Origin of the sequence: Collimonas fungivorans (genome assembly GCF_001584145.1) — a bacterium.
Classification (GTDB): Bacteria; Pseudomonadota; Gammaproteobacteria; order Burkholderiales; family Burkholderiaceae_D; genus Collimonas; species Collimonas fungivorans.
In genome coordinates this window covers 2,093,214-2,111,115 of sequence record NZ_CP013232.1, presented here as the reverse complement: position 1 = coordinate 2,111,115, position 17,902 = coordinate 2,093,214, and the positions used below count along the sequence as shown (strand labels likewise).

17 protein-coding genes are annotated in these 17,902 nt (G+C 60.2%); 8 read left to right on the top strand and 9 right to left on the bottom strand.

All coding sequences use genetic code 11. From position 1 onward, the window contains the following. Positions 1-149: 149 nt before the first annotated feature. Positions 150-2,528 carry a TonB-dependent receptor gene (locus tag CFter6_RS09045; RefSeq protein WP_236904588.1) on the bottom strand — a complete coding sequence of 793 codons (2,379 nt, stop codon included), beginning with the start codon at positions 2,526-2,528 and terminating at the stop codon, positions 150-152. A gap of 142 nt (positions 2,529-2,670) precedes the next feature. Then, positions 2,671-3,006, bottom strand: coding sequence for a hypothetical protein (locus CFter6_RS09040; RefSeq protein WP_061539652.1), 336 nt, complete (start codon positions 3,004-3,006; stop codon positions 2,671-2,673). A 374-nt stretch (positions 3,007-3,380) separates the two neighbouring features. Here CFter6_RS09040 and CFter6_RS09035 point away from each other — a divergent pair, with 374 nt between their 5' ends. Next, positions 3,381-3,911 (top strand): PaaI family thioesterase, encoded by a 531-nt coding sequence (locus CFter6_RS09035; protein WP_061539651.1) that lies wholly within the window; start codon positions 3,381-3,383, stop codon positions 3,909-3,911. Positions 3,912-3,931: 20 nt separating this feature from the next. Here the strand turns inward: CFter6_RS09035 and CFter6_RS09030 are convergent, their stop codons facing one another. Both CFter6_RS09030 and CFter6_RS09025 read right to left on the bottom strand, forming a co-directional pair. After that, positions 3,932-4,714, bottom strand: a complete 783-nt coding sequence (locus tag CFter6_RS09030; RefSeq protein WP_061539650.1) for a hypothetical protein — start codon at positions 4,712-4,714, stop codon at positions 3,932-3,934. A gap of 8 nt (positions 4,715-4,722) precedes the next feature. After that, entirely contained in the window at positions 4,723-4,923 is a 201-nt protein-coding gene (locus CFter6_RS09025; protein ID WP_061539649.1) for a hypothetical protein, read from the bottom strand. Positions 4,924-5,099: 176 nt separating this feature from the next. Here CFter6_RS09025 and CFter6_RS09020 point away from each other — a divergent pair, with 176 nt between their 5' ends. The 4 genes from CFter6_RS09020 to CFter6_RS09005 all read left to right on the top strand — a co-directional run bounded on the left by CFter6_RS09020 (position 5,100) and on the right by CFter6_RS09005 (position 8,352). Continuing rightward, on the top strand, positions 5,100-6,146 hold the full coding sequence (locus CFter6_RS09020) for a methionine ABC transporter ATP-binding protein (RefSeq protein ID WP_061539648.1): 1,047 nt from the start codon (positions 5,100-5,102) through the stop codon (positions 6,144-6,146). After that, the gene (locus CFter6_RS09015) at positions 6,146-6,805 is read left to right on the top strand and encodes a methionine ABC transporter permease (RefSeq protein ID WP_014005532.1); all 660 of its coding nucleotides are present in this window, start codon (positions 6,146-6,148) and stop codon (positions 6,803-6,805) included. The genes CFter6_RS09020 and CFter6_RS09015 overlap by 1 nt, the downstream gene beginning before the upstream one ends. A gap of 39 nt (positions 6,806-6,844) precedes the next feature. Further along, positions 6,845-7,654 carry a MetQ/NlpA family ABC transporter substrate-binding protein gene (locus CFter6_RS09010; RefSeq protein ID WP_061539647.1) on the top strand — a complete coding sequence of 270 codons (810 nt, stop codon included), beginning with the start codon at positions 6,845-6,847 and terminating at the stop codon, positions 7,652-7,654. Positions 7,655-7,773: 119 nt separating this feature from the next. After that, complete coding sequence (locus CFter6_RS09005) at positions 7,774-8,352, top strand: ATP-dependent Clp protease proteolytic subunit (RefSeq protein ID WP_061539646.1); 579 nt, start codon at positions 7,774-7,776, stop codon at positions 8,350-8,352. A gap of 74 nt (positions 8,353-8,426) precedes the next feature. On the opposite strand, the gene metE is transcribed toward CFter6_RS09005, so the two are convergent. After that, positions 8,427-10,715, bottom strand: a complete 2,289-nt coding sequence (gene metE, locus CFter6_RS09000) for a 5-methyltetrahydropteroyltriglutamate--homocysteine S-methyltransferase (RefSeq protein WP_061539645.1) — start codon at positions 10,713-10,715, stop codon at positions 8,427-8,429. A gap of 135 nt (positions 10,716-10,850) precedes the next feature. On the opposite strand from metE, the gene CFter6_RS08995 reads away from it, so the two are divergent. Then, positions 10,851-11,771 (top strand): LysR family transcriptional regulator, encoded by a 921-nt coding sequence (locus CFter6_RS08995; protein ID WP_061539644.1) that lies wholly within the window; start codon positions 10,851-10,853, stop codon positions 11,769-11,771. Between the two features lie 4 nt (positions 11,772-11,775). Here CFter6_RS08995 and CFter6_RS08990 read toward each other — a convergent pair whose 3' ends face one another. After that, positions 11,776-12,360: a CVNH domain-containing protein gene (locus CFter6_RS08990; RefSeq protein ID WP_061539643.1), complete on the bottom strand. Its 585-nt coding sequence runs from the start codon at positions 12,358-12,360 to the stop codon at positions 11,776-11,778. Positions 12,361-12,799: 439 nt separating this feature from the next. Here CFter6_RS08990 and CFter6_RS26410 point away from each other — a divergent pair, with 439 nt between their 5' ends. Beyond that, positions 12,800-13,228, top strand: coding sequence for a hypothetical protein (locus tag CFter6_RS26410; RefSeq protein ID WP_236904587.1), 429 nt, complete (start codon positions 12,800-12,802; stop codon positions 13,226-13,228). Further along, positions 13,189-14,613, top strand: a complete 1,425-nt coding sequence (locus tag CFter6_RS08985; RefSeq protein ID WP_236904585.1) for a M4 family metallopeptidase — start codon at positions 13,189-13,191, stop codon at positions 14,611-14,613. The genes CFter6_RS26410 and CFter6_RS08985 overlap by 40 nt, the downstream gene beginning before the upstream one ends. A gap of 75 nt (positions 14,614-14,688) precedes the next feature. Here the strand turns inward: CFter6_RS08985 and CFter6_RS08980 are convergent, their stop codons facing one another. Genes CFter6_RS08980 through CFter6_RS08970 form a run of 3 tightly spaced genes read right to left on the bottom strand, consistent with a single transcriptional unit; the run spans position 14,689 to position 17,800 of the window. Next, positions 14,689-15,225, bottom strand: coding sequence for a tetratricopeptide repeat protein (locus CFter6_RS08980; protein ID WP_205631454.1), 537 nt, complete (start codon positions 15,223-15,225; stop codon positions 14,689-14,691). Next, complete coding sequence (locus CFter6_RS08975) at positions 15,222-16,421, bottom strand: trans-sulfuration enzyme family protein (RefSeq protein WP_061539642.1); 1,200 nt, start codon at positions 16,419-16,421, stop codon at positions 15,222-15,224. Before CFter6_RS08975 ends, CFter6_RS08980 begins: the two co-directional genes overlap by 4 nt. After that, positions 16,418-17,800: a pyridoxal-phosphate dependent enzyme gene (locus CFter6_RS08970; protein WP_061539641.1), complete on the bottom strand. Its 1,383-nt coding sequence runs from the start codon at positions 17,798-17,800 to the stop codon at positions 16,418-16,420. The genes CFter6_RS08975 and CFter6_RS08970 overlap by 4 nt, the downstream gene beginning before the upstream one ends. Positions 17,801-17,902 lie beyond the last annotated feature (102 nt).

Here is a 17,902-nt window from a genome sequence, read left to right as displayed (position 1 = left end):
AAATAAAATTCCTGAGAGTGAAATATGAAAATGGTGCTTCGCATTTTAAAATTTCATATTATGAAACGCATGTCGTATCCTGAAATATGCGAAAAAAAACGGGGAGCAAGCTCCCCGCGAGTTTCCCGTCCTTATGGCCGTCCCTTGCTTCAGAACGATTTTGTCAAGGCCAGGTAGAAAGCGCGGCGCTGGCCAAACTGCGGCGCACCGACGCCGATGCCCGAACCGTCGCGAATTTCATAGACCTTGTCGAGCAGGTTGATCACACTCAGGCGCGTGGTGAACTTGCCGATCGGGCTGTCGTTGAAGGTATGGCTGGCGCCCAGGTTGACTTCGGTATACGCCGGCAAATGCTCGGTATTGGCGAAACCGCTGCGCAAGCCGCTGCCGAACAATGCATCCGCCGTCAGCGTGGTGCCCTGCCACAGATAGGAAACCCCGGTCGAGGCGGTAATGCTTTGATCGTGGTCCAGGTGCACCCAGTTGCTGGAGATGTAGTTCAGTTCATCCTGGCCGAAGTTGTACTGGCTCGACACGATGTTCTTGCCCAGCGCGGTAGAGCGCGCCAGGTTCAGGTAGGCCGACAGGTTGTCCTTGTGATAGTTAACCGTCAGCTCCAGGCCGTACACCTTGCCCTGCGCATAGTTGAACGGCGTGTACAGCAAGGCCGAACCGAACTGCCCTTCGTCCAGCATGTTCTTGACCTTCTTGTAGTAGCCGTCCAGCCCCAGCGTCACATGCTCGGTCAACTGGTGGTTGACGCCCAGGTCGTAATAATCCGAACTCTCGGCCTGCACCGCGTCGTTCTGGTTGTTGGCCGGAGCGTTAGTGGTGCCGTTGAAGCTGGCGATGGTGTTCGAACCGATCAGTTCGCTGGCGGGCGGCGTGAAGTACCTGGCATAACCGGCATGGAAGGTAGTCTGCGGCGTCATCTGGTACACCACGCCGATGCGCGGACTGAACTGGCTGGCGCTGACATAGGCATTCACCCAGTCGGCGCGGGCGCCGTAATTCAAGGTCACTTTATCGCTCAGTTTCCATTCGTCCTGCAGATAGATGCCGGTCTGGTTGGTCGTCTTCTGGCTGCTGTCGGCCAGCGCGATCGGCTGCGTCGACAGCTGCGCGCCGCTGTCGTCCGCAGGGAAAGTCAGCGAGTTGTCGCTGTTCTTCAAGTTCTCGCGGGTGTAGTTGATGCCGGCGCGCAGCGTATGGCTGGCGTTCAGGCGGTAACTGCCGTCAGCCTGCAGGCCGTTCGCCAGGCCGGTACGCAACACCCGCGAGGCGACGCCGGTATACAACAGGTCGCCCGCCTGGTCCGGCTCGAACAGCACTTTTGAATAACGGCTGAATGCCGCCACCTGGTAATCGATGTCGGAACCGATTTTTCCTTGCAGGGCAAGGATGCCGTAGCGGTTGGTTTCATGCTGCCGTTCGTTGAGGTCGGCGGACGGCAAATCGGCCGCGCCGTCCAGCTGGAAACCCGGAGTCTGGCCGGCGCTGTTGGGTATCTGGAAACGGCCGTCCGAATTGCCGAGGATCAGGCTGACCCGCGTATCGGCGTCGAGCAGGTAAGAGAAATAACCGAAAGCCTTGTTTTGCAAAGTGCGGTCATGCAAGGCGCTGGACGCGCCGGTAGGATTTTCGATGCCGAGGTTGTTGGCTTCAAAGGAACCGTTGATATAGTAGCTGAAGGAATCAGTGCTGCCGCTCACATCGCCGCTGACCTGGCGCGTGTTGTTGCTGCCGATCTGCACGCCGATATTGCCGCCGTTCTGCAACTCGCCGTTCTTGGTATGGATATCGACCACGCCCGCGGTGCGGTAGCCGTATTGCGCCGGCAAGGCGCCGGTGAGGACGCTGACGCTGTCGACAAAGCGAGTGTCCAGTGTCTGGCCGAAACCGGAAATGCTTTCCGGCAGGATGATGCCGTTCAGGCGGTATTGCAGGTTGGCGTGGTCGCCGCGCACGTGCAGTTGGCCGAAGGAATCCTGGGCCACGCCGGGCGCGCGCAGCAAGACTTCATTGAATGCCGTGTCCTCGCCCTGCGGCATGGCGGCGATTTCCTTGCGGCCGATGCGATAGATGCTGCTGCCGGTTTCCACCTGGATGCCATTCCTGGCGCGATCCAGGCGATCGGCGGTGACCACCACCGCATTGCTGGCCGTGACCGTGCCGGCCTGGCTGGCTTTCAACGTGATATCGGCAGTCGCGCCAGCCTCGTCGGCCACCGTCACCGTGCCGTTTTCCGACTGGAAGGAAGGCTTGCCGACGCTGATCGCATAGCTGCCGGGCGCGATGCCGCTAAAGACAAAATGTCCCTGCTGGTCGCTGCGGGTGCTGCCGACGGCGTTGCCGCTTGCATCTTTCAAGGCAACCGTGGCGTCAGGCAAGGGGTGGCCAAGGGCGTCATGGATGGCGCCGCTGATTTGTTTGGCAGCGGACTGCGCATAAGCAGCGGGAACGGCAAAACCGTAGGCGAGCGCAATCAAGGCGCTTAATTGTAGTGGACGCAACAAGCGTGTTTTCATTCTCAAAACTCCAATAGCGGGATTAACCCCGCAGATAAGCCGGCCGGCGATCCGGCGGCCGGTGGCAAACGCCGCAACACGATCGGAAATGGCGCAGCCTCAAGGCTGGGTCAGCAACAAATAGGGAAAAACAAAGAGGGGGTCAGGCGATGGAGGTCGGCGGGGCTTGAGAATGCGGAGTCAGGTAGTGCTTCTGCGCCGGGATGAAGGCATACACCAGTTCGATGGCGCTGCGGTAAGCAAACACCAGGACCGGCGCCAGCACCGGCACCGGGCTGGACGGGACAGGAGAAGGGAAATCGGCAGCCAGGTCGCAGCTGACGCAATCGGATGAAATTTCGGCCAGGCTGTGGTGATGGAACGCCATGCCGACCAGCTGCAGCACCAGGATAGCCAGCGCCAGCCATAACGCCAACTGCTGCAGGCGCAGCTTGAGCCGGCGCTTGGCGTGGAAATGCGGTTCGACGATCAGGCGCATGCGGCACCCGTGCAACCGCCAGCTACGTCCGCTTCGAGCAAACGCGCACCGGCCGCCCGTGCAAAGCACGGCGACGACATGGTGGAGCTGGTTTGCTGACGATACATGCGGTTCGGCCTGGTTATGTCTCTGGTAAAAAATCAAGGACTGAAGCTGCGAGTGTAATCGGGAACCGGCATCGCCTGCAAGTCAATTGCAACACAGTTGCATGGATTGAACCGCGTGTTGTTCATCAGGCAAACCCGGGCGGCGGCCATGCCGCCTCCTTCTCCGATGCGCGGTTAAAATCCCGCTTACAATCGATTGCCTTGGCATGAACTTGCGCCGCAACGGCGACAGGCCCAGCCTCTCATCAGCAACAGACAGGAGAATGAATGTCGAATCGTGAAGAAACCGTGGCGCAATGGCAGGCAGAGGATAGCGCCGTGCGGACCAGACTGGCGGCGCCCGGCGTGGCCTCGCTGGAACAGCTCAAGCAATATAGCGGCGTTGAATTCTTGCAAGCCATCCTGAGGGGCGAATTGCCGATTCCGCCGATTGCGCAAACGCTGGACTTCAACCTGATCGAAGCCGAATTCGGCCGTGTGGTGTTCCAGGGCACGCCTGCCATGCAGCATTACAACCCGATCGGCAGCGTACACGGCGGCTACTTTTGCACCTTGCTGGATTCGGCGCTGGGATGCGCGGTGCAGTCGGCGCTGCCCAAGGGCAGCGGCTACACCACGCTGGAACTGAAAGTCAACCTGATCCGCGCGCTCACGGATAAGACCGGGCCGGTGCGCGCCATTGGTAAAGTGATCCAGGTCGGCGGCAGGGTCGGCGTGGCGGAAGCCAATATCGTGGACGCCGAAGGCAAGATCTATGCGCATGCGACCACTACCTGCCTGGTGTTTCCCCTGCCCTGAGAATGATCGCGATGTAGCGGCTAGTCTGGCCGCACGCTGTCGTCGGCTGGCGTTTCCGCCGCCAGCTTCGCCAGCTTGATGTATTCGATGTTCAAGGTAATCGCTTCGCTATAGCGCAGTACAAAATAATTGCCGTCGACGCCATAGAAGCGCGCCAGGTCCTGCTCCACCGTGGCGTCGTTCTCCTTGTCGGCGACCAGCGGACGACGCATTACCTGCTGCAGGATGAGCCGGTCGAGGACACCGTCGACGTCAAAAACATAATCCGTCAGGAGGCCGGTAAACAGTACCGCCTGGCCAGCCACGTCGACAATCGCTGATACCGCGATCAGATCCGGCGGCCTTCCTTCTTCAGAATCGGCGCCGGTCAGCAGGTAGTACCACGGCGCCTGGTTAAAGCGTAGCCAGGGGGAAAAACGGCCGGTCCCGTCTAACCGGAAGCGGATGATGAGCAGCCGGAAAACAGTCGGCACTAGCCAGGCTCCACCATACAAGCTCAGGAAGTAGGAACCGATCCAGTAAAATTCCAAGGCGATCCCATTAATCGCCCTGGACTGGCTAGCTGGATCAGAAGACAGCAGTTCCAGCAACAGCAGCGGCTGCAATACGCGTCCAAACAAGACTGCAGACAGCAGCAGCCACACGGAGTGGAAAATGCAGTCCCACAACACCGCCTCGGTGACAATCTGACCGAACGGAGAATAATCAAAGGAAACGCGCTCTGCGCGTTTGAAACGGGAACGGGCGATAAAACCGGGGAGCAACAGCAGGAAGATAATGAAAGCAGGCAGTGCTACATTCATCAATACGCTCAGGCAGCGATGGGAACGACGGTAATCCGGTAGCGGACCGTTCCCTCTTGCTCAGAGTGCAAGCTGATCACATTGTCAGGCTGGACAGCGGTGGACAACGATGACCTCGAGTTCTTGCTGGCCAGATATGCGCGCAACTGCTGCGCAGCCTGCGGGTCAGCAAGAATTTTTTTGGCCAATTCGCTCTGAGGTGCTTTCATAGTTTCTTTACTATGCCATAAAAAAACATCGTTTGCATGTTCTCATCACAATATCTTCATTCATTAATAACCGGCTTAACAACGAGATTGTTATATACAAATAACAAGATATAACTTTGGTGTATATAGGGTCGCTGATAAAATGGCAAGCCTGACTGAATCTGTGAAGCAAACCTGTGATCCGCATCGAGCACCTGCATAAAACCTACCCGCTGGAACGCAATGCCAAAACCGCCGGCACGCCCGTCGCCGCATTGTCCGACATCAACCTGCACATCAAGAAGGGTGAAATCTTCGGCATCATCGGCCGCTCCGGCGCCGGCAAAAGCACCCTGATCCGCACCCTCAACATGCTGGAACGCCCGTCCGGCGGGAAAGTCCTGATCGAGGGCGAAGACATCACCGCGCTGGACAACAGTGGACTGCACCGGCTGCGCCAGCGCGTCGGCATGATTTTCCAGCACTTCAACCTGCTGGGCGCCAAGACCGTGGCCGCCAACATCGACTGGCCGCTGAAGATCACCGGCAAATACACGCCGCAGGAACGTGCCGCCCGGGTCAGCGAACTGCTGGATCTGGTCGGACTGGCCGAGCACCGCGACAAATACCCGGCGCAACTGTCCGGCGGCCAGAAACAGCGGGTCGGCATCGCCCGTGCGCTAGCCAATACCCCGCACCTGCTGTTATGCGACGAAGCCACTTCCGCCCTTGACCCGGAGACCACGCAAGCAATCCTGCGCCTGCTGCTCGACATCAATCGCAAGCTGGGCCTGACGATCGTGCTGATCACGCACGAGATGCAGGTGATCCGCAACATCTGCGACCGCGTTGCGGTAATCGAGGGCGGCCGCATCGTCGAAAGCGGCGACGTAGCCGAAGTGTTCCTCCATCCGCAGCATGCGGTAACGCAAAGCATGGTCGCCGAAAGCACGCCGTTTTCTGCAGAGACGGCATTGCTGCCGTCGACGGTACCGGGCGCCAGCCAGCTGCGCGGGCTGCTGGTGCGCCTGACCTATGTCGGCGACATCACCTACCAGCCGATCCTGAGCAGCATCGCCGCCGCCACGCCGGCGCTGATCACCATCCTGCAAGGCACCATCGCCCGCATCAAGGACACGCCCTATGGCCAGCTGCTGGTGGAACTGCGCGGCGAACCGGCCGACGTCGCGCAAGTCTTCACCACGCTCGATCAGCACAACATCCGCCATGAGGTGCTCGCATAATGGACTTCTCTCTCATCGACTGGGGCGACATCTGGCAAGCCACCTGGGAAACCCTGGCCATGACCGGCTTTTCCCTGCTGTTCACGATACTGCTCGGACTGCCGCTCGGCATCCTGCTGTTCATTACCGGCAAACGCCAGCTGCTGGAACAGCGCGGCATCTACCGGGCGTTGTCGCTGGTCGTCAACGTGCTGCGCTCGGTGCCATTCCTGATCCTGCTGATCGTGATGATCCCGGTCACGGTAATCCTGGTCGGCACTTCGCTCGGCGTGCAGGGCGCGATTCCGCCGCTGGTGCTGGGCACCGCGCCGTTCTTCGCGCGCCTGGTGGAAAACGTGTTGCGCGAAATCGACCGCGGCGTGGTGGAAGCCTGCCAGGCCATGGGCGCCAACAAGCGCCAGATCATCTTCGGCGCGCTGCTGCCGGAAGCCCTGCCCGGCCTGATCGCCGCCACTACCGTCACCGCGATTGCCCTGATGTCGTATGCCGCCATGTCCGGCGTGATCGGCGGCGGCGGCCTGGGCGACCTGGCGATCCGCTTCGGCTACCAGCGCTTCCAGACCGAAGTCATGGTCACCACGGTTGCGGTGCTGGTGGTGCTGGTGCAGGCGCTGCAGTTTTCCGGCGACCGGCTGGTGCAGCATTTCACGCGCAAGTAATTTTTCTGTTTTTTTTAAAATCAAAAAAAGGGAGTTTATATGTCACGCAAATTTTCACTGTCTCTGGGACTGGCTGCGGCCGTGTTCTCTACCTTCAGCCTGATCGCCGCCGCGCCGGCGCAAGCCGCCGACAAGCTGGTGATCGCCGCCACGCCGGTGCCGCATGCGGAAATCCTCGATTTCGTCAAACCGATCCTGGCCAAGGAAGGCGTCGACCTGCAGGTCAAGGTGTTCACCGACTATATCCAGCCGGCAGTGCAGACCAACGAGAAACGGGTCGACGGCAACTTCTTCCTGCACCAGCCCTATCTGAACGAATTCAAGAAGAGCCACAAGAACGATATCGAAGTAGTGATCACCAAGGTCCACGTCGAGCCGTTCGCCGGTTATTCGACCAAGTACAAGAAACTGGCCGACTTGCCGGACGGCGCCACGGTCGCCATTCCGAACGACCCATCTAATTCCGGCCGCGCCTTGCTGCTGCTGTCGCGCCAGGGCCTGCTGAAACTGAAGGACCCTGGCAATATCTCGGCGACCCAAAAGGACATCATCGAGAATCCCAAGCACCTGAAGTTCAAGGAACTGGAAGCAGCCACCCTGCCGCGCGTGCTGAACCAGGTCGACCTGGCCCTGATCAACACCAACTATGCGATCGAAGCCAAACTCAATCCGGTCAAGGATTCGCTGTTCATCGAAGATGCCAATTCGCCTTACGCCAACCTGCTGGTCGCCCGTCCGGACAACAAGGACAGCGCCGCCGTCAAGAAACTGGCCGCGGCCTTGAACTCGCCGGAAGTGAAGAAATTCATTGAAGAGAAATACAAGGGTGCAGTAGTACCCGCCTTCTGATCGCCCTGACCACAGTCAGACAGCAATAACAAAAGAAGCCTCCGCGATTTGCGGGGGCTTTTTGGTTTACACTGGCTCTTTTGCGGTTAATGAACTCCCCAACACCTTAGAGGTACATCATGGAAGAAAAAGTGGAAACCAATGCATCCCAGCGCGACGCCTTCCTGGAAGAGAAAGCGTTCAAGTCACGCACCGTACTGCTGTTCGGCCAGATCAACGACACCGTAGCGCGCGATACCGTGCGCCAATTGATCGCCCTCTCCGGCGAATCCAAGGCGCCGATCAATTTCCTGGTCTGTTCGCCGGGCGGCCACGTGGAATCTGGCGATGTGATCCATGACGTGATCCGCTTCATCGATGCGCCGGTCAACATGATAGGCAGCGGCTGGGTCGGCAGCGCCGCGGTCAACGTGTTCCTGTCGGTGCCCAAGGAACGCCGTTTCTGCCTGCAAAACACGCGCTTCCTGATCCATCAGCCAAGCGGCGGCGTCGGCGGACAGGCTTCCGATATCGCCATCCAGGCGCGCGAAATCATCCGCGTGCGCGAAAGGATCGGCGCCCTGATCGCCAAGGAAACCGGGCAAAAGCTGGAAAAGGTAACGGCCGATATCGACCGCGATTTCTGGATGTCGGCGCCGGAAGCGATAGAGTATGGCCTGGTGTCCAAATCCATCGTCAGCGCCAAGGAAGTTTCTTAAGGCAGGATTGCTACCAATCGCAACAGCTTAAAAAAAAGGGGCGAGTATTACTCGCTCCTTTTTTTCATTCAGCTTTACGCTGCCTTGCGTTCCTGCTCTACCGTCTCACGCAAGCGCTTGGCCGCCAGCACCATGTTCTCCAACGCCTCGTAAGTCTCAGGCCAGCCGCGGGTTTTCAGGCCGCAATCCGGATTGACCCACAAGCGCGCATCGGGAATCACGCCGCGCGCCTTGCGCAGCAAACGTTCCATTTCGTCGACTTGCGGCACGCGCGGCGAGTGGATGTCGTAGACGCCAGGGCCGATATCGTTGGGATAGGCGAACTGGCCAAAACCGTCCAGCAGTTCCATGTCCGAACGCGAAGTCTCGATCGTGATGACGTCGGCGTCCATCGCGGCGATCCACGGCAGGATGTCGTTGAATTCCGAATAGCACATGTGGGTGTGGATCTGGGTTTCGTCGCCGACGCCGGCCGCGCTGATCTTGAATGCGCGCACCGCCCAGTCCAGGTAATGCGGCCAGTCGCGCGATTTCAGCGGCAAGCCTTCGCGGAACGCCGGTTCGTCGATCTGGATCATGCCGATGTTGGCCTTTTCCAGGTCGCACACTTCGTCGCGCAGCGCCAAGGCGATTTGCAGCGCCGTGGTTTCGCGCGGCTGGTCGTCGCGCACGAAGGACCATTGCAGCATGGTCACCGGGCCGGTCAGCATGCCCTTCATCGGCTTCGAGGTGAGAGTCTGGGCAAACTGGCTCCAGCCGACAGTCATCGCTTCCGGGCGATATACGTCGCCATAAATGATTGGCGGCTTGACGCAGCGCGAGCCGTAGCTTTGCACCCAGCCGTTGGCGGTGAAAGTGTAGCCCCACAGCTGTTCGCCGAAATACTCCACCATGTCGTTGCGCTCCGGCTCGCCGTGCACCAGCACGTCAAGGCCAAGCTGTTCCTGCTTCTCCACCACGACGCGGATTTCTTCGCGCATCTTGTCGAGGTAATCCAGGTGGCCGATCTCGCCGCGCTTGTAGGCGGCGCGCGCCTGGCGGATTTCCGCGGTCTGCGGGAAAGAACCGATGGTGGTGGTCGGGAAAGCCGGCAGCTGCCATTTGGCTTGCTGCTTGGCGATGCGCGCGGCAAAACCGGCGGAGCGCTCGGCATCGGCGGCAGTCACCGCGGCCAGGCGCTTTTGCACCAGCGGATTGTGGATGCGGCTCGAGCTGCGGCGGCTGGCCTGGGCAGCGCGCGAAGCGACGAACTGCGCTTCGACTTCTGCCGTGTTGCCGTTCAAGGCTTGCTTGAGGGCGACGATTTCCGCCAGCTTCTGGGTGGCGAACGCCAGCCAGCTTTTCAGTTCGTCGTCGAGCTTGGGTTCGTTGGCCAGGTCCACTGGCACATGCAGCAAGGAGCAGCTTGAAGCCACCCACAAGCGGTCGCCCAGTTGCGCCTGCAAAGGCTTGAGGCTGGTCAGCACCTGGTCGAGATCGGTACGCCACAGGTTGCGGCCGTCGACCACGCCCAGCGACAACACCTTGTCTTGCGGCCAGCCGGCAGCGATCTGTTCCAGCTGCCCGGCGCCGCGCACCAGGTCCAGGTGGACACCGGCTACCGGCAGCGAACGCAGCAGCTCAGCGTGTTCGCTGACTTCACCGAAATAAGTAGTCAACAACAAGGCCGGCGCGGTATCAGCCAACTGTGCATAGACCGGTGCAAAAGCGTTGCGCCAGGCGGCGTCCAGCTCCAGCGCCAGGATCGGCTCGTCGATCTGCACCGATTCGATGCCGGCGGCGTGCAAGCGCTGCAGCAGCTGCTGGTAGCCGGCCACCACTTTAGGCAGCAGGTCCAGTTTGTGGCCCAGGCCGGACTTGATCTTGCCCTGGTACAGCAAGGTCAGCGGACCGACCAGCGCCACTTTTACCTTATGACCAAGGGCGCGCGCTTCGGCGATTTCATCATGCAGCCAGTCAACGCCGCCGTCGAACTGCACATCGGCAGTCCATTCCGGCACCAGGTAGTGATAGTTGGTGTCGAACCACTTGGTCATTTCCATCGCGAAGTGCTGCTTGCTGCCGCGCGCCAGGGTGAAATAGTCAGCCAGGGTCAGCTGTTTCGGAGCAAAGCCGAAGCGGCTTGGAATCGCGCCCAGCAAGGCCAGCGTGCCCAGCACCTGGTCGTACCAGGCGAAATCGCCGACGGTGACGAAATCCAGGCCGGCATCGGCCTGCGCCTGCCAGTGGCGGGCGCGCAGCGTGGCACCGGTGGCGCGCAAAGCCGCTTCATCGGAAGCGCCCTTCCAGAACGACTCTTGGGCGAATTTCAGTTCGCGGTGAGCGCCGATGCGCGGAAACCCTAATACGTGTGCCAATGCCATCTTTATCTCCATAAAAAACAAGTTCGATGTCTCGCATGTTGGGCCAGCTTGGATTATGATTCAAACGATAAATATTAAGAATCAACTTGAATTTTACTAATACACCGAATTTTAATTATCAACTAAGCAATCAATATGCAATCCATCCTGGAATTACGCCACCTGAAAACTCTGCATGCCCTGCGCGAAGCCGGCAACCTGCTGCGCGCGGCGACGCTGCTCAACGTTACCCAGTCGGCGCTGTCGCACCAGATCAAGCAGCTGGAAGATCACCATGGCACCACCCTGTTCGAACGTAAATCGGTGCCGGTACGGTTTACCCCGGCCGGCGAACGTTTGCTGAAACTGGCGGATGCGGTATTGCCGCAGGTGGCGGAAAGCGAGCGTGACCTGGTGCGGCTGGCGCAAGGCGTGGCCGGCCAGCTGCGGATTGCGGTGGAATGCCATACCTGCTTCGACTGGCTGATGCCGGCCATGGATATCTTCCGCAAGCGCTGGCCGGAAGTGGAGCTGGATATCGTCTCCGGCTTCCAGGCCGATCCGGTCGGGCTGTTATATGAACATCGCGCCGATGTCGCGATCGTGGCGGAAGTCGATCCCGATGAAAAAGTCGATTACCACGCCTTGTTCAGTTTCGAGATCGTGGCGCTGGTGGCGCACGACCATCCGCTGGCGGGCAAGGAATATCTGGTGGCGGAAGATTTCGCCGGCTACACGCTGATTACCTATCCGGTGCCGGACGACATGCTGGATGTGGTACGCCAGGTATTGAAGCCGGCCGGCATCCAGACCGCGCGCCGCACCACCGAACTGACGGTGGCGATGCTGCAGCTGGTCGCCAGCCGGCGCGGCATCGCTACCTTGCCGATCTGGGCTGCGCAGAACTACCTGACACGTGACTATGTGCTGGCCAAGAGGATCACCGCCGCCGGCCTGACCGGGCGGCTGTATGCCGCCTGCCTGCCGGAGATGTCGCAGCAATCGTATCTGGCCGACTTTGTCGGCACTACGCGCGAAAGCTGCTACCTCAACCTGCTGAGCGTGGAGCTGCTTTGATTGGCTAGCGGTCGCATTGCAGGTAGCCGTTGATATTGGCGAAGCTGCCGCTCCTGCAGGAACGCACGGAGATCGACGACCGTATCCTGCTGTTGTCTCTGCCGCCACAGGTTGCTTCCAATACACCGCCGCGAACCCCGATATCCGAACAAGATTGGAGGTAGCTCCCCGGTGGCACGTCTCTGTTGGAACGACCGTAGTCACGACCGCCGCCAGCACATTGCAGGTTGCCGTTTATATTATCAAAACTGCCGCTACGGCAGGAAGACAGCGGGATCGACGTCCTTCTGCCGCCATTGTCGCCGCCGCAGGTGGCTTCCAGCATGCCGCGCCGGACCACGATATCGCGGCAGGAATCGCGGTAGCTGCCGGGCGGCGTCCAATTGTCGCGGCCGCCATAACGATCGTCATTGCGGTCGCCGTACGAAGGAGAATCGCCGTATCCGCCATAAGCGACAACAGGCGCATCGCCATAGTAGCCGGGCGCGGCAGATGGGTATTGGGGATAACCGTCGTCATACGGGCTTGCGGCACAGGCGGCGAACGAACCGCAGCAGGCAATCAGGCCCAACATGGATTTGATTTTCATTTTTCTCTCCATTCAATGAAACGTTTTGTATATCTGTAATTGTACTTCGACAGAACAGGACTCTTAACGTTTCTTGCGGTTGTCCGACTGCGAAATATCTTCCCGTCTCCCTCCTTCGCCGGCAATCCGGCGCCGCGCCACCCTGTAAGAAATGACAGCTGTCTAGGCATTGGGAATGCAGGTATGTTGCCGCATGGCATTCATTTTGTAACAATACGTAACTTTAGTCACGTATTTGATTTGTGAAAGTCATCGCCGCCGTCCTGGTGGTCAACGGCTCTTCGTACACGCTGAATCAATCGCAATAGCCGCAAGCGATCCAGCGCACCAATCGATCGGGTCGGGAACCGTCCTGGACTGCCGGTAGTGTTTTTGTTCGCGAAGTATCTGGTCAATCTTATGAAATATCCACGCATCCATTTAAAGAGAGTGAGATAACATGAAGCCAGCATTACGTCACGTCGAAGGCCCTTTATTTCTGTCACTGCTGCTAGCAGCAAGTTCAAGCGCCATCGCAGCCGACCGCGTTGATCTTGAAAGCTACACGCCACAGGCAGCCGCAGCAAAACAAGCCGGACCTGGCCCGATAACGGCGCAAGCCTTTCTCGGCCTGACCGCCGATGAACTGAAACCGCTGCGCAGCCAGAACTACGCCAACGGCAAGGTCGTCACCCGCTACCAGCAATATTTCCAGGGCGTGCCGCTGTGGGACCAGGCCATTGTCGAACAGCGCAGCGCCAGCCAGGCGCAGCCAGCCATGTCCGGCAGCCTGATCCGCAATATCGAGAACGACCTGCCAGCGCCAAACCGGTCTATGCCGCCGCTGACGTGCTGCTGCAAGCCAAATCGATTGCACGCGCCGCGGTGACCGAAAACGAGCAGGCCAAGTTGTATGTCCAGCTCGGCAGCAATAATGTGGCGCAGCTGATCTATGTGGTGTCCTTCGTCAACAAGAGCGCAGCGAAGCCAAGCCGTCCGTATTTCATCATTGACGCCAACACCGGCGCCATCCTGAAAAAATGGGAAGGCATCACCCATTACGAAGCCAGCGGTCCCGGCGGCAATGCCAAGACCGGCCAGTACGAGTACCAGCCCGGCGGCAAATACGGCCCGCTGATTGTCGACAGCAACTGCAACATGATCACCACCAATGTGATCACTGTCGACCTGCAGAACGGCACCAGCGGCAGCACCCCCTTCCATTTCACCTGCCCGCGCAATACCTACAAGGCTGTCAACGGCGCGTTTTCGCCGCTGAACGACGCCCACTACTTCGGCAATGTGGTGTTCAACATGTACCGCGACTGGCTCAGCCTGCGCCCTATCAGTCAGACCCTGTACATGAAGGTCCACTACGGCAACAGCTATGAAAACGCTTTCTGGGACGGCAGCGCCATGAATTTCGGCGACGGCGCTTCCACCTTCTATCCCCTGGTAGCGCTGGACGTCTCCGGCCATGAAGTCAGCCACGGTTTCACCGAGCAGAATTCCGGCCTGGTGTACAGCGGCATGTCAGGCGGCATGAACGAAGCCTTTTCCGACATGGCCGGCGAAGCTTCCGAAAACTACATGAAGGGCACCAACGACTTCCTGGTCGGCACCGAAATCTTCAAGGCCACCGGCGCACTGCGCTACATGGCCAATCCGACCCAGGATGGCCGCTCGATCGACAACGCCAAGAACTACACCAGCAGCCTCGACGTGCACTACAGCAGCGGCGTGTACAACAAGGCGTTCTACCTGCTGGCGACCACCGCCGGCTGGAGCACCCGCAAAGCGTTCGAAGTCATGGCCGACGCCAACCACCTGTACTGGACCGCCAACAGCACCTTTAACCAGGGCGCTTGCGGTGTCGAGAAAGCCGCCACCAGCCGTGGTTACGTCGTAGCCGATGTTACCGCGGCATTCAAGGCGGTGGGCGTCAGCTGCAGCACCAGCAGCGGCAACGTGCTGGTCAAGGGCGTGCCTGTCACAGGCATCTCGCTTGCCACCGGCGCCAGCAACGTGTACAGCATCACGGTGCCGGCCGGCGCCAGGAACCTGAGCTTCCAGTTGTCTGGCGGCAGCGGTGACGGCGACATCTACGTCAAGTGGAATGCCACGCCGACCACCAGTTCCTACGACGGCAAATCGGAAGGCGGCACCAATTCCGAAAGCGTGACCATCAGCGCACCGAAAGCAGGAACGTATTACCTGCTGCTGAATTCCTACCGCACTGTCAGCAACGCCAGCCTGGTCGCCAACTACCAGTAAGCGGCAGACGAGGCGAACCCGGGCCGCTTGCTTGCACATCGGGCGAGCGGCCCGGATCCTTGGTTGAATGCAGGATCAGGACCAGTTGGAAGCAGTGGCGGTATTCTTCAGGATTTCAGCAGCGTTAGCCGCCACCGAACGATTGTAGCGGGACAAATGCGGCGCCAGCGTAGCCAGCGCCAGGCAGGCGGCTTCCGCCGCCCTTCCCTGCAGCAGGTAAGTCAGCGCAAGCGTAGCGCGCGTTTCATCGTACAGAGCCTTGCCATATGCAGCATCGGCGTAGCGCTGAAGCTGCGCGGCCAGCAAACGTTCGCTCTCATCCAGTTGCCCCAGCAGACGCAAGGTGCTGCCAAGCTGGATCGAGGCTCGCGCCTGGCGGTAAGGATCGAGGCCCTGGCTTGCCAGCGCCGCCCGGTACAGCGGCTCCGCCGCCGATTCCAGCCCGGCCGTGTCGCGCGCGCAGGCGCGCTCGAATAAAGCCAGGGCGTCATCTGCAGGCCGCTCGGCCGCCAGCAGATCGATGCGGCTGACCAGCTGCTCCGGCGTCACCGAGTCGACCTGCTTCCAGAGCGCAGCGACACGCGTCTCCCAGTCGTGCATGCCGTCGCTCATTGCCTGATGGCCGCCAGCGCGTTGCGCATGTCGGTTTTCAGGTCCTCGATATTTTCCACACCGACCGACAGCCGCACCAGCGAATCGCTGATGCCGAGCTTGGCCCGGTGTTCCGCCGGAATCGTGGCGTGGGTCATGATGGCCGGATGTTCGATCAGGCTTTCCACCCCGCCCAGGCTCTCCGCCAGCGCAAAGATCTCGCAGCGTTCCAGGAAGCGCTTGGCGCCGGCCAGGTCGGTATCGAGCTCGACCGAGATGATGCCGCCGTAACCTTGCATCTGGCGCTGAGCCAGTTCGTGCTGGGGATGCGAAGCCAGGCCCGGATAATGGACCCGTTTTACCAGCGGCTGGCTTTCCAGCCAGCTGGCCAGTTCCAGCCCGTTTTCGCAATGGCGCTGGACCCGCAGCGCCAGCGTCTTGACGCCGCGCAAAGCCAGGAAGCTGTCGAACGGCCCGGCGATGGCGCCCACCGCATTCTGCAGGAAAGCCAGGCGCTCAAGCCATTCCGCCTGGCGCGCTTCGCGGCCGACCACGGCGATGCCGCCGATGATGTCGGAATGGCCGTTCAGGTACTTGGTGGTCGAGTGCAGCACGACGTCGAAACCGAAAGTCAGCGGCTGCTGCACCATCGGGCTGGCGAAAGTATTGTCGGCGACGGCGATAATGCCGCGCTCGCGGCAGATCTTGGCGATCGCTTCCAGGTCGGCCAGCTTCAGCATCGGATTGGTCGGCGTCTCGACCCAGACCATCTTGGTTTCCGGCCGTATCGCCGCCAGCAGGTTGGCCGGGTCGACCAGGTTGACGAAGCTGAACGACAAGCCGGCGCTGCGCTTGCGCACCTTGTCGAACAGGCGGTAAGTGCCGCCATACAGGTCATCGCCGGCAACCACGTGGGCGCCGCTGTCCAGCAACTCCAGCACGGTCGCCGCGGCGGCCATGCCGGAGGCAAAGGCAAAGCCCTGCGAGCCCTGCTCCAGGTCCGCCACGCAGCGCTCCAGCGCCCAGCGCGTCGGATTGTGCGAACGGCCGTAGTCGAGCCCCTTGTTGACGCCCGGACTCTGCTGCACGAACGTCGAGGTGGCGTAGATCGGCGGCATGATGGCGCCGGTGGTGGGATCGGGGGCTTGCCCGGCGTGGATCACGCGTGTGGCGAAATGCAGGTCGGACGGTTGCCCGCTATCCTTGTTGTTGCTCATGAAAGACTCCTTCGAAGATGGTTGAGTAGATCGAAACGGGTAATCAGGCCGTAGAAGCGGTCGCCGTCGGCAATGATGGCGACCAGGCCGCGGGCCAGGGTGCTGCGTAGCGCATCGACGCTTGCGGTCGGCGCCAGTTTTTCTATCGCGCTGGTCATGGTGCTGCTTACCGGCTGGCTGAAATTGGCAGCGTCGGCGGCGACTTTCAGCAGCAAGTCGGATTCGTCGATAATCCCGATTACTTGCCGCTCTGCGCCGTCGATCACTGGCAGCTGCGAAATCTCGGCGCTGCGCATGCGGTTGAACGCGGTCATCAAGGTGTCGCCTGGCGCCACGCTGATGACGCCGCCTTCTTCGTAACGGCGGCCGATGATGTCGCGCAGGTCGCCCACGGTCTCGCGCTTGAGCAGGCCCTGGTCGTGCATCCAGTTGTCGTTGTAGACCTTGGACAGGTAGCGCGTGCCGGTGTCGCAGACGATGGTGACGACGCGCTTGGGCTGGCTCTGTTCACGGCAATAGCGCAGCGCCGCCGCCAGCAAGGTGCCGGTGGAGGAACCGCCGAGGATGCCTTCGGCGCGCACCAGTTCGCGCGCGCTGCTGAAGCTTTCTTCGTCGCTGATCGTATAGGTGTGCTTGACGCCGGACAAGTCGGCGATGGACGGCACAAAATCCTCGCCGATGCCCTCCACTGCCCAAGAACCCGGGGTCGATTCTATTTTTCCGGTATTGATGTATTCGGCCAGGATAGAGCCCTTGGGATCGGCCAGCACAAACTCCAGCGCCGGCTGCGCCTTGCGGAAAAACCGTGTCAGGCCGGTAAGCGTGCCGGCCGAGCCGACGCCGCAGACGATGGCGTCGAGCTGGTGCCCGCACTGTTCCCAGATCTCGGGGGCGGTGCTTTGTTCATGCGCCAGCGGATTGCTGGGATTGTTGAATTGATCGGCATAAAAGGCGCCCGGCATTTCGCGCGCCAGCCGCGCGGCATAATCCTGGTAATACTCCGGATGGCCTTTGCCGACGTCCGAACGGGTGATATGGATTTCGGCGCCCAGCGCTTTGAGGTGCTGTATTTTTTCCCCCGACATCTTGTCCGGCACCACCAGGATCACGCGGTAGCCCTTGGCGCAAGCCACCAGCGCCAGGCCCAGGCCGGTATTGCCGGCGGTAGCTTCGATCACGACGCCGCCAGCCTGCAGGCGGCCATCCCGTTCAGCCGCTTCTATCATGGATAAACCGATGCGGTCCTTGATGGAGCCGCCCGGGTTTTGTGATTCCAGCTTGAGAAACAGCTGGCAGCAGCCGGTGTCCAGCCGCGTCACTTCTATCAATGGGGTATTGCCGATCAGGTCCAGCACCGCTGGGCGGCTCGATAAGTTCATGGGCAGGCCTTCCTGTTAGAAAATCGACAGCACTCGCCGTCTGCTTCAATCAAGTTGATCGGCCTATCTTATCAGTTCTTCACTGCAACATTTTGGTGCAAG

Excerpts from the sequence above, each read along its gene's own strand:
- CFter6_RS09045 (WP_236904588.1), bottom strand. The coding sequence starts at position 2,528 with ATGAAAACACGCTTGTTGCGTCCACTACAATTAAGCGCCTTGATTGCG.
- CFter6_RS09040 (WP_061539652.1), bottom strand. The coding sequence starts at position 3,006 with ATGCGCCTGATCGTCGAACCGCATTTCCACGCCAAGCGCCGGCTCAAG.
- CFter6_RS09035 (WP_061539651.1), top strand. The coding sequence starts at position 3,381 with ATGTCGAATCGTGAAGAAACCGTGGCGCAATGGCAGGCAGAGGATAGC.
- CFter6_RS09030 (WP_061539650.1), bottom strand. The coding sequence starts at position 4,714 with ATGAATGTAGCACTGCCTGCTTTCATTATCTTCCTGCTGTTGCTCCCC.
- CFter6_RS09025 (WP_061539649.1), bottom strand. The coding sequence starts at position 4,923 with ATGAAAGCACCTCAGAGCGAATTGGCCAAAAAAATTCTTGCTGACCCG.
- CFter6_RS09015 (WP_014005532.1), top strand. The coding sequence starts at position 6,146 with ATGGACTTCTCTCTCATCGACTGGGGCGACATCTGGCAAGCCACCTGG.
- CFter6_RS09010 (WP_061539647.1), top strand. The coding sequence starts at position 6,845 with ATGTCACGCAAATTTTCACTGTCTCTGGGACTGGCTGCGGCCGTGTTC.
- CFter6_RS09005 (WP_061539646.1), top strand. The coding sequence starts at position 7,774 with ATGGAAGAAAAAGTGGAAACCAATGCATCCCAGCGCGACGCCTTCCTG.
- metE (WP_061539645.1), bottom strand. The coding sequence starts at position 10,715 with ATGGCATTGGCACACGTATTAGGGTTTCCGCGCATCGGCGCTCACCGC.
- CFter6_RS08995 (WP_061539644.1), top strand. The coding sequence starts at position 10,851 with ATGCAATCCATCCTGGAATTACGCCACCTGAAAACTCTGCATGCCCTG.
- CFter6_RS08990 (WP_061539643.1), bottom strand. The coding sequence starts at position 12,360 with ATGAAAATCAAATCCATGTTGGGCCTGATTGCCTGCTGCGGTTCGTTC.
- CFter6_RS26410 (WP_236904587.1), top strand. The coding sequence starts at position 12,800 with ATGAAGCCAGCATTACGTCACGTCGAAGGCCCTTTATTTCTGTCACTG.
- CFter6_RS08980 (WP_205631454.1), bottom strand. The coding sequence starts at position 15,225 with ATGAGCGACGGCATGCACGACTGGGAGACGCGTGTCGCTGCGCTCTGG.
- CFter6_RS08975 (WP_061539642.1), bottom strand. The coding sequence starts at position 16,421 with ATGAGCAACAACAAGGATAGCGGGCAACCGTCCGACCTGCATTTCGCC.
- CFter6_RS08970 (WP_061539641.1), bottom strand. The coding sequence starts at position 17,800 with ATGAACTTATCGAGCCGCCCAGCGGTGCTGGACCTGATCGGCAATACC.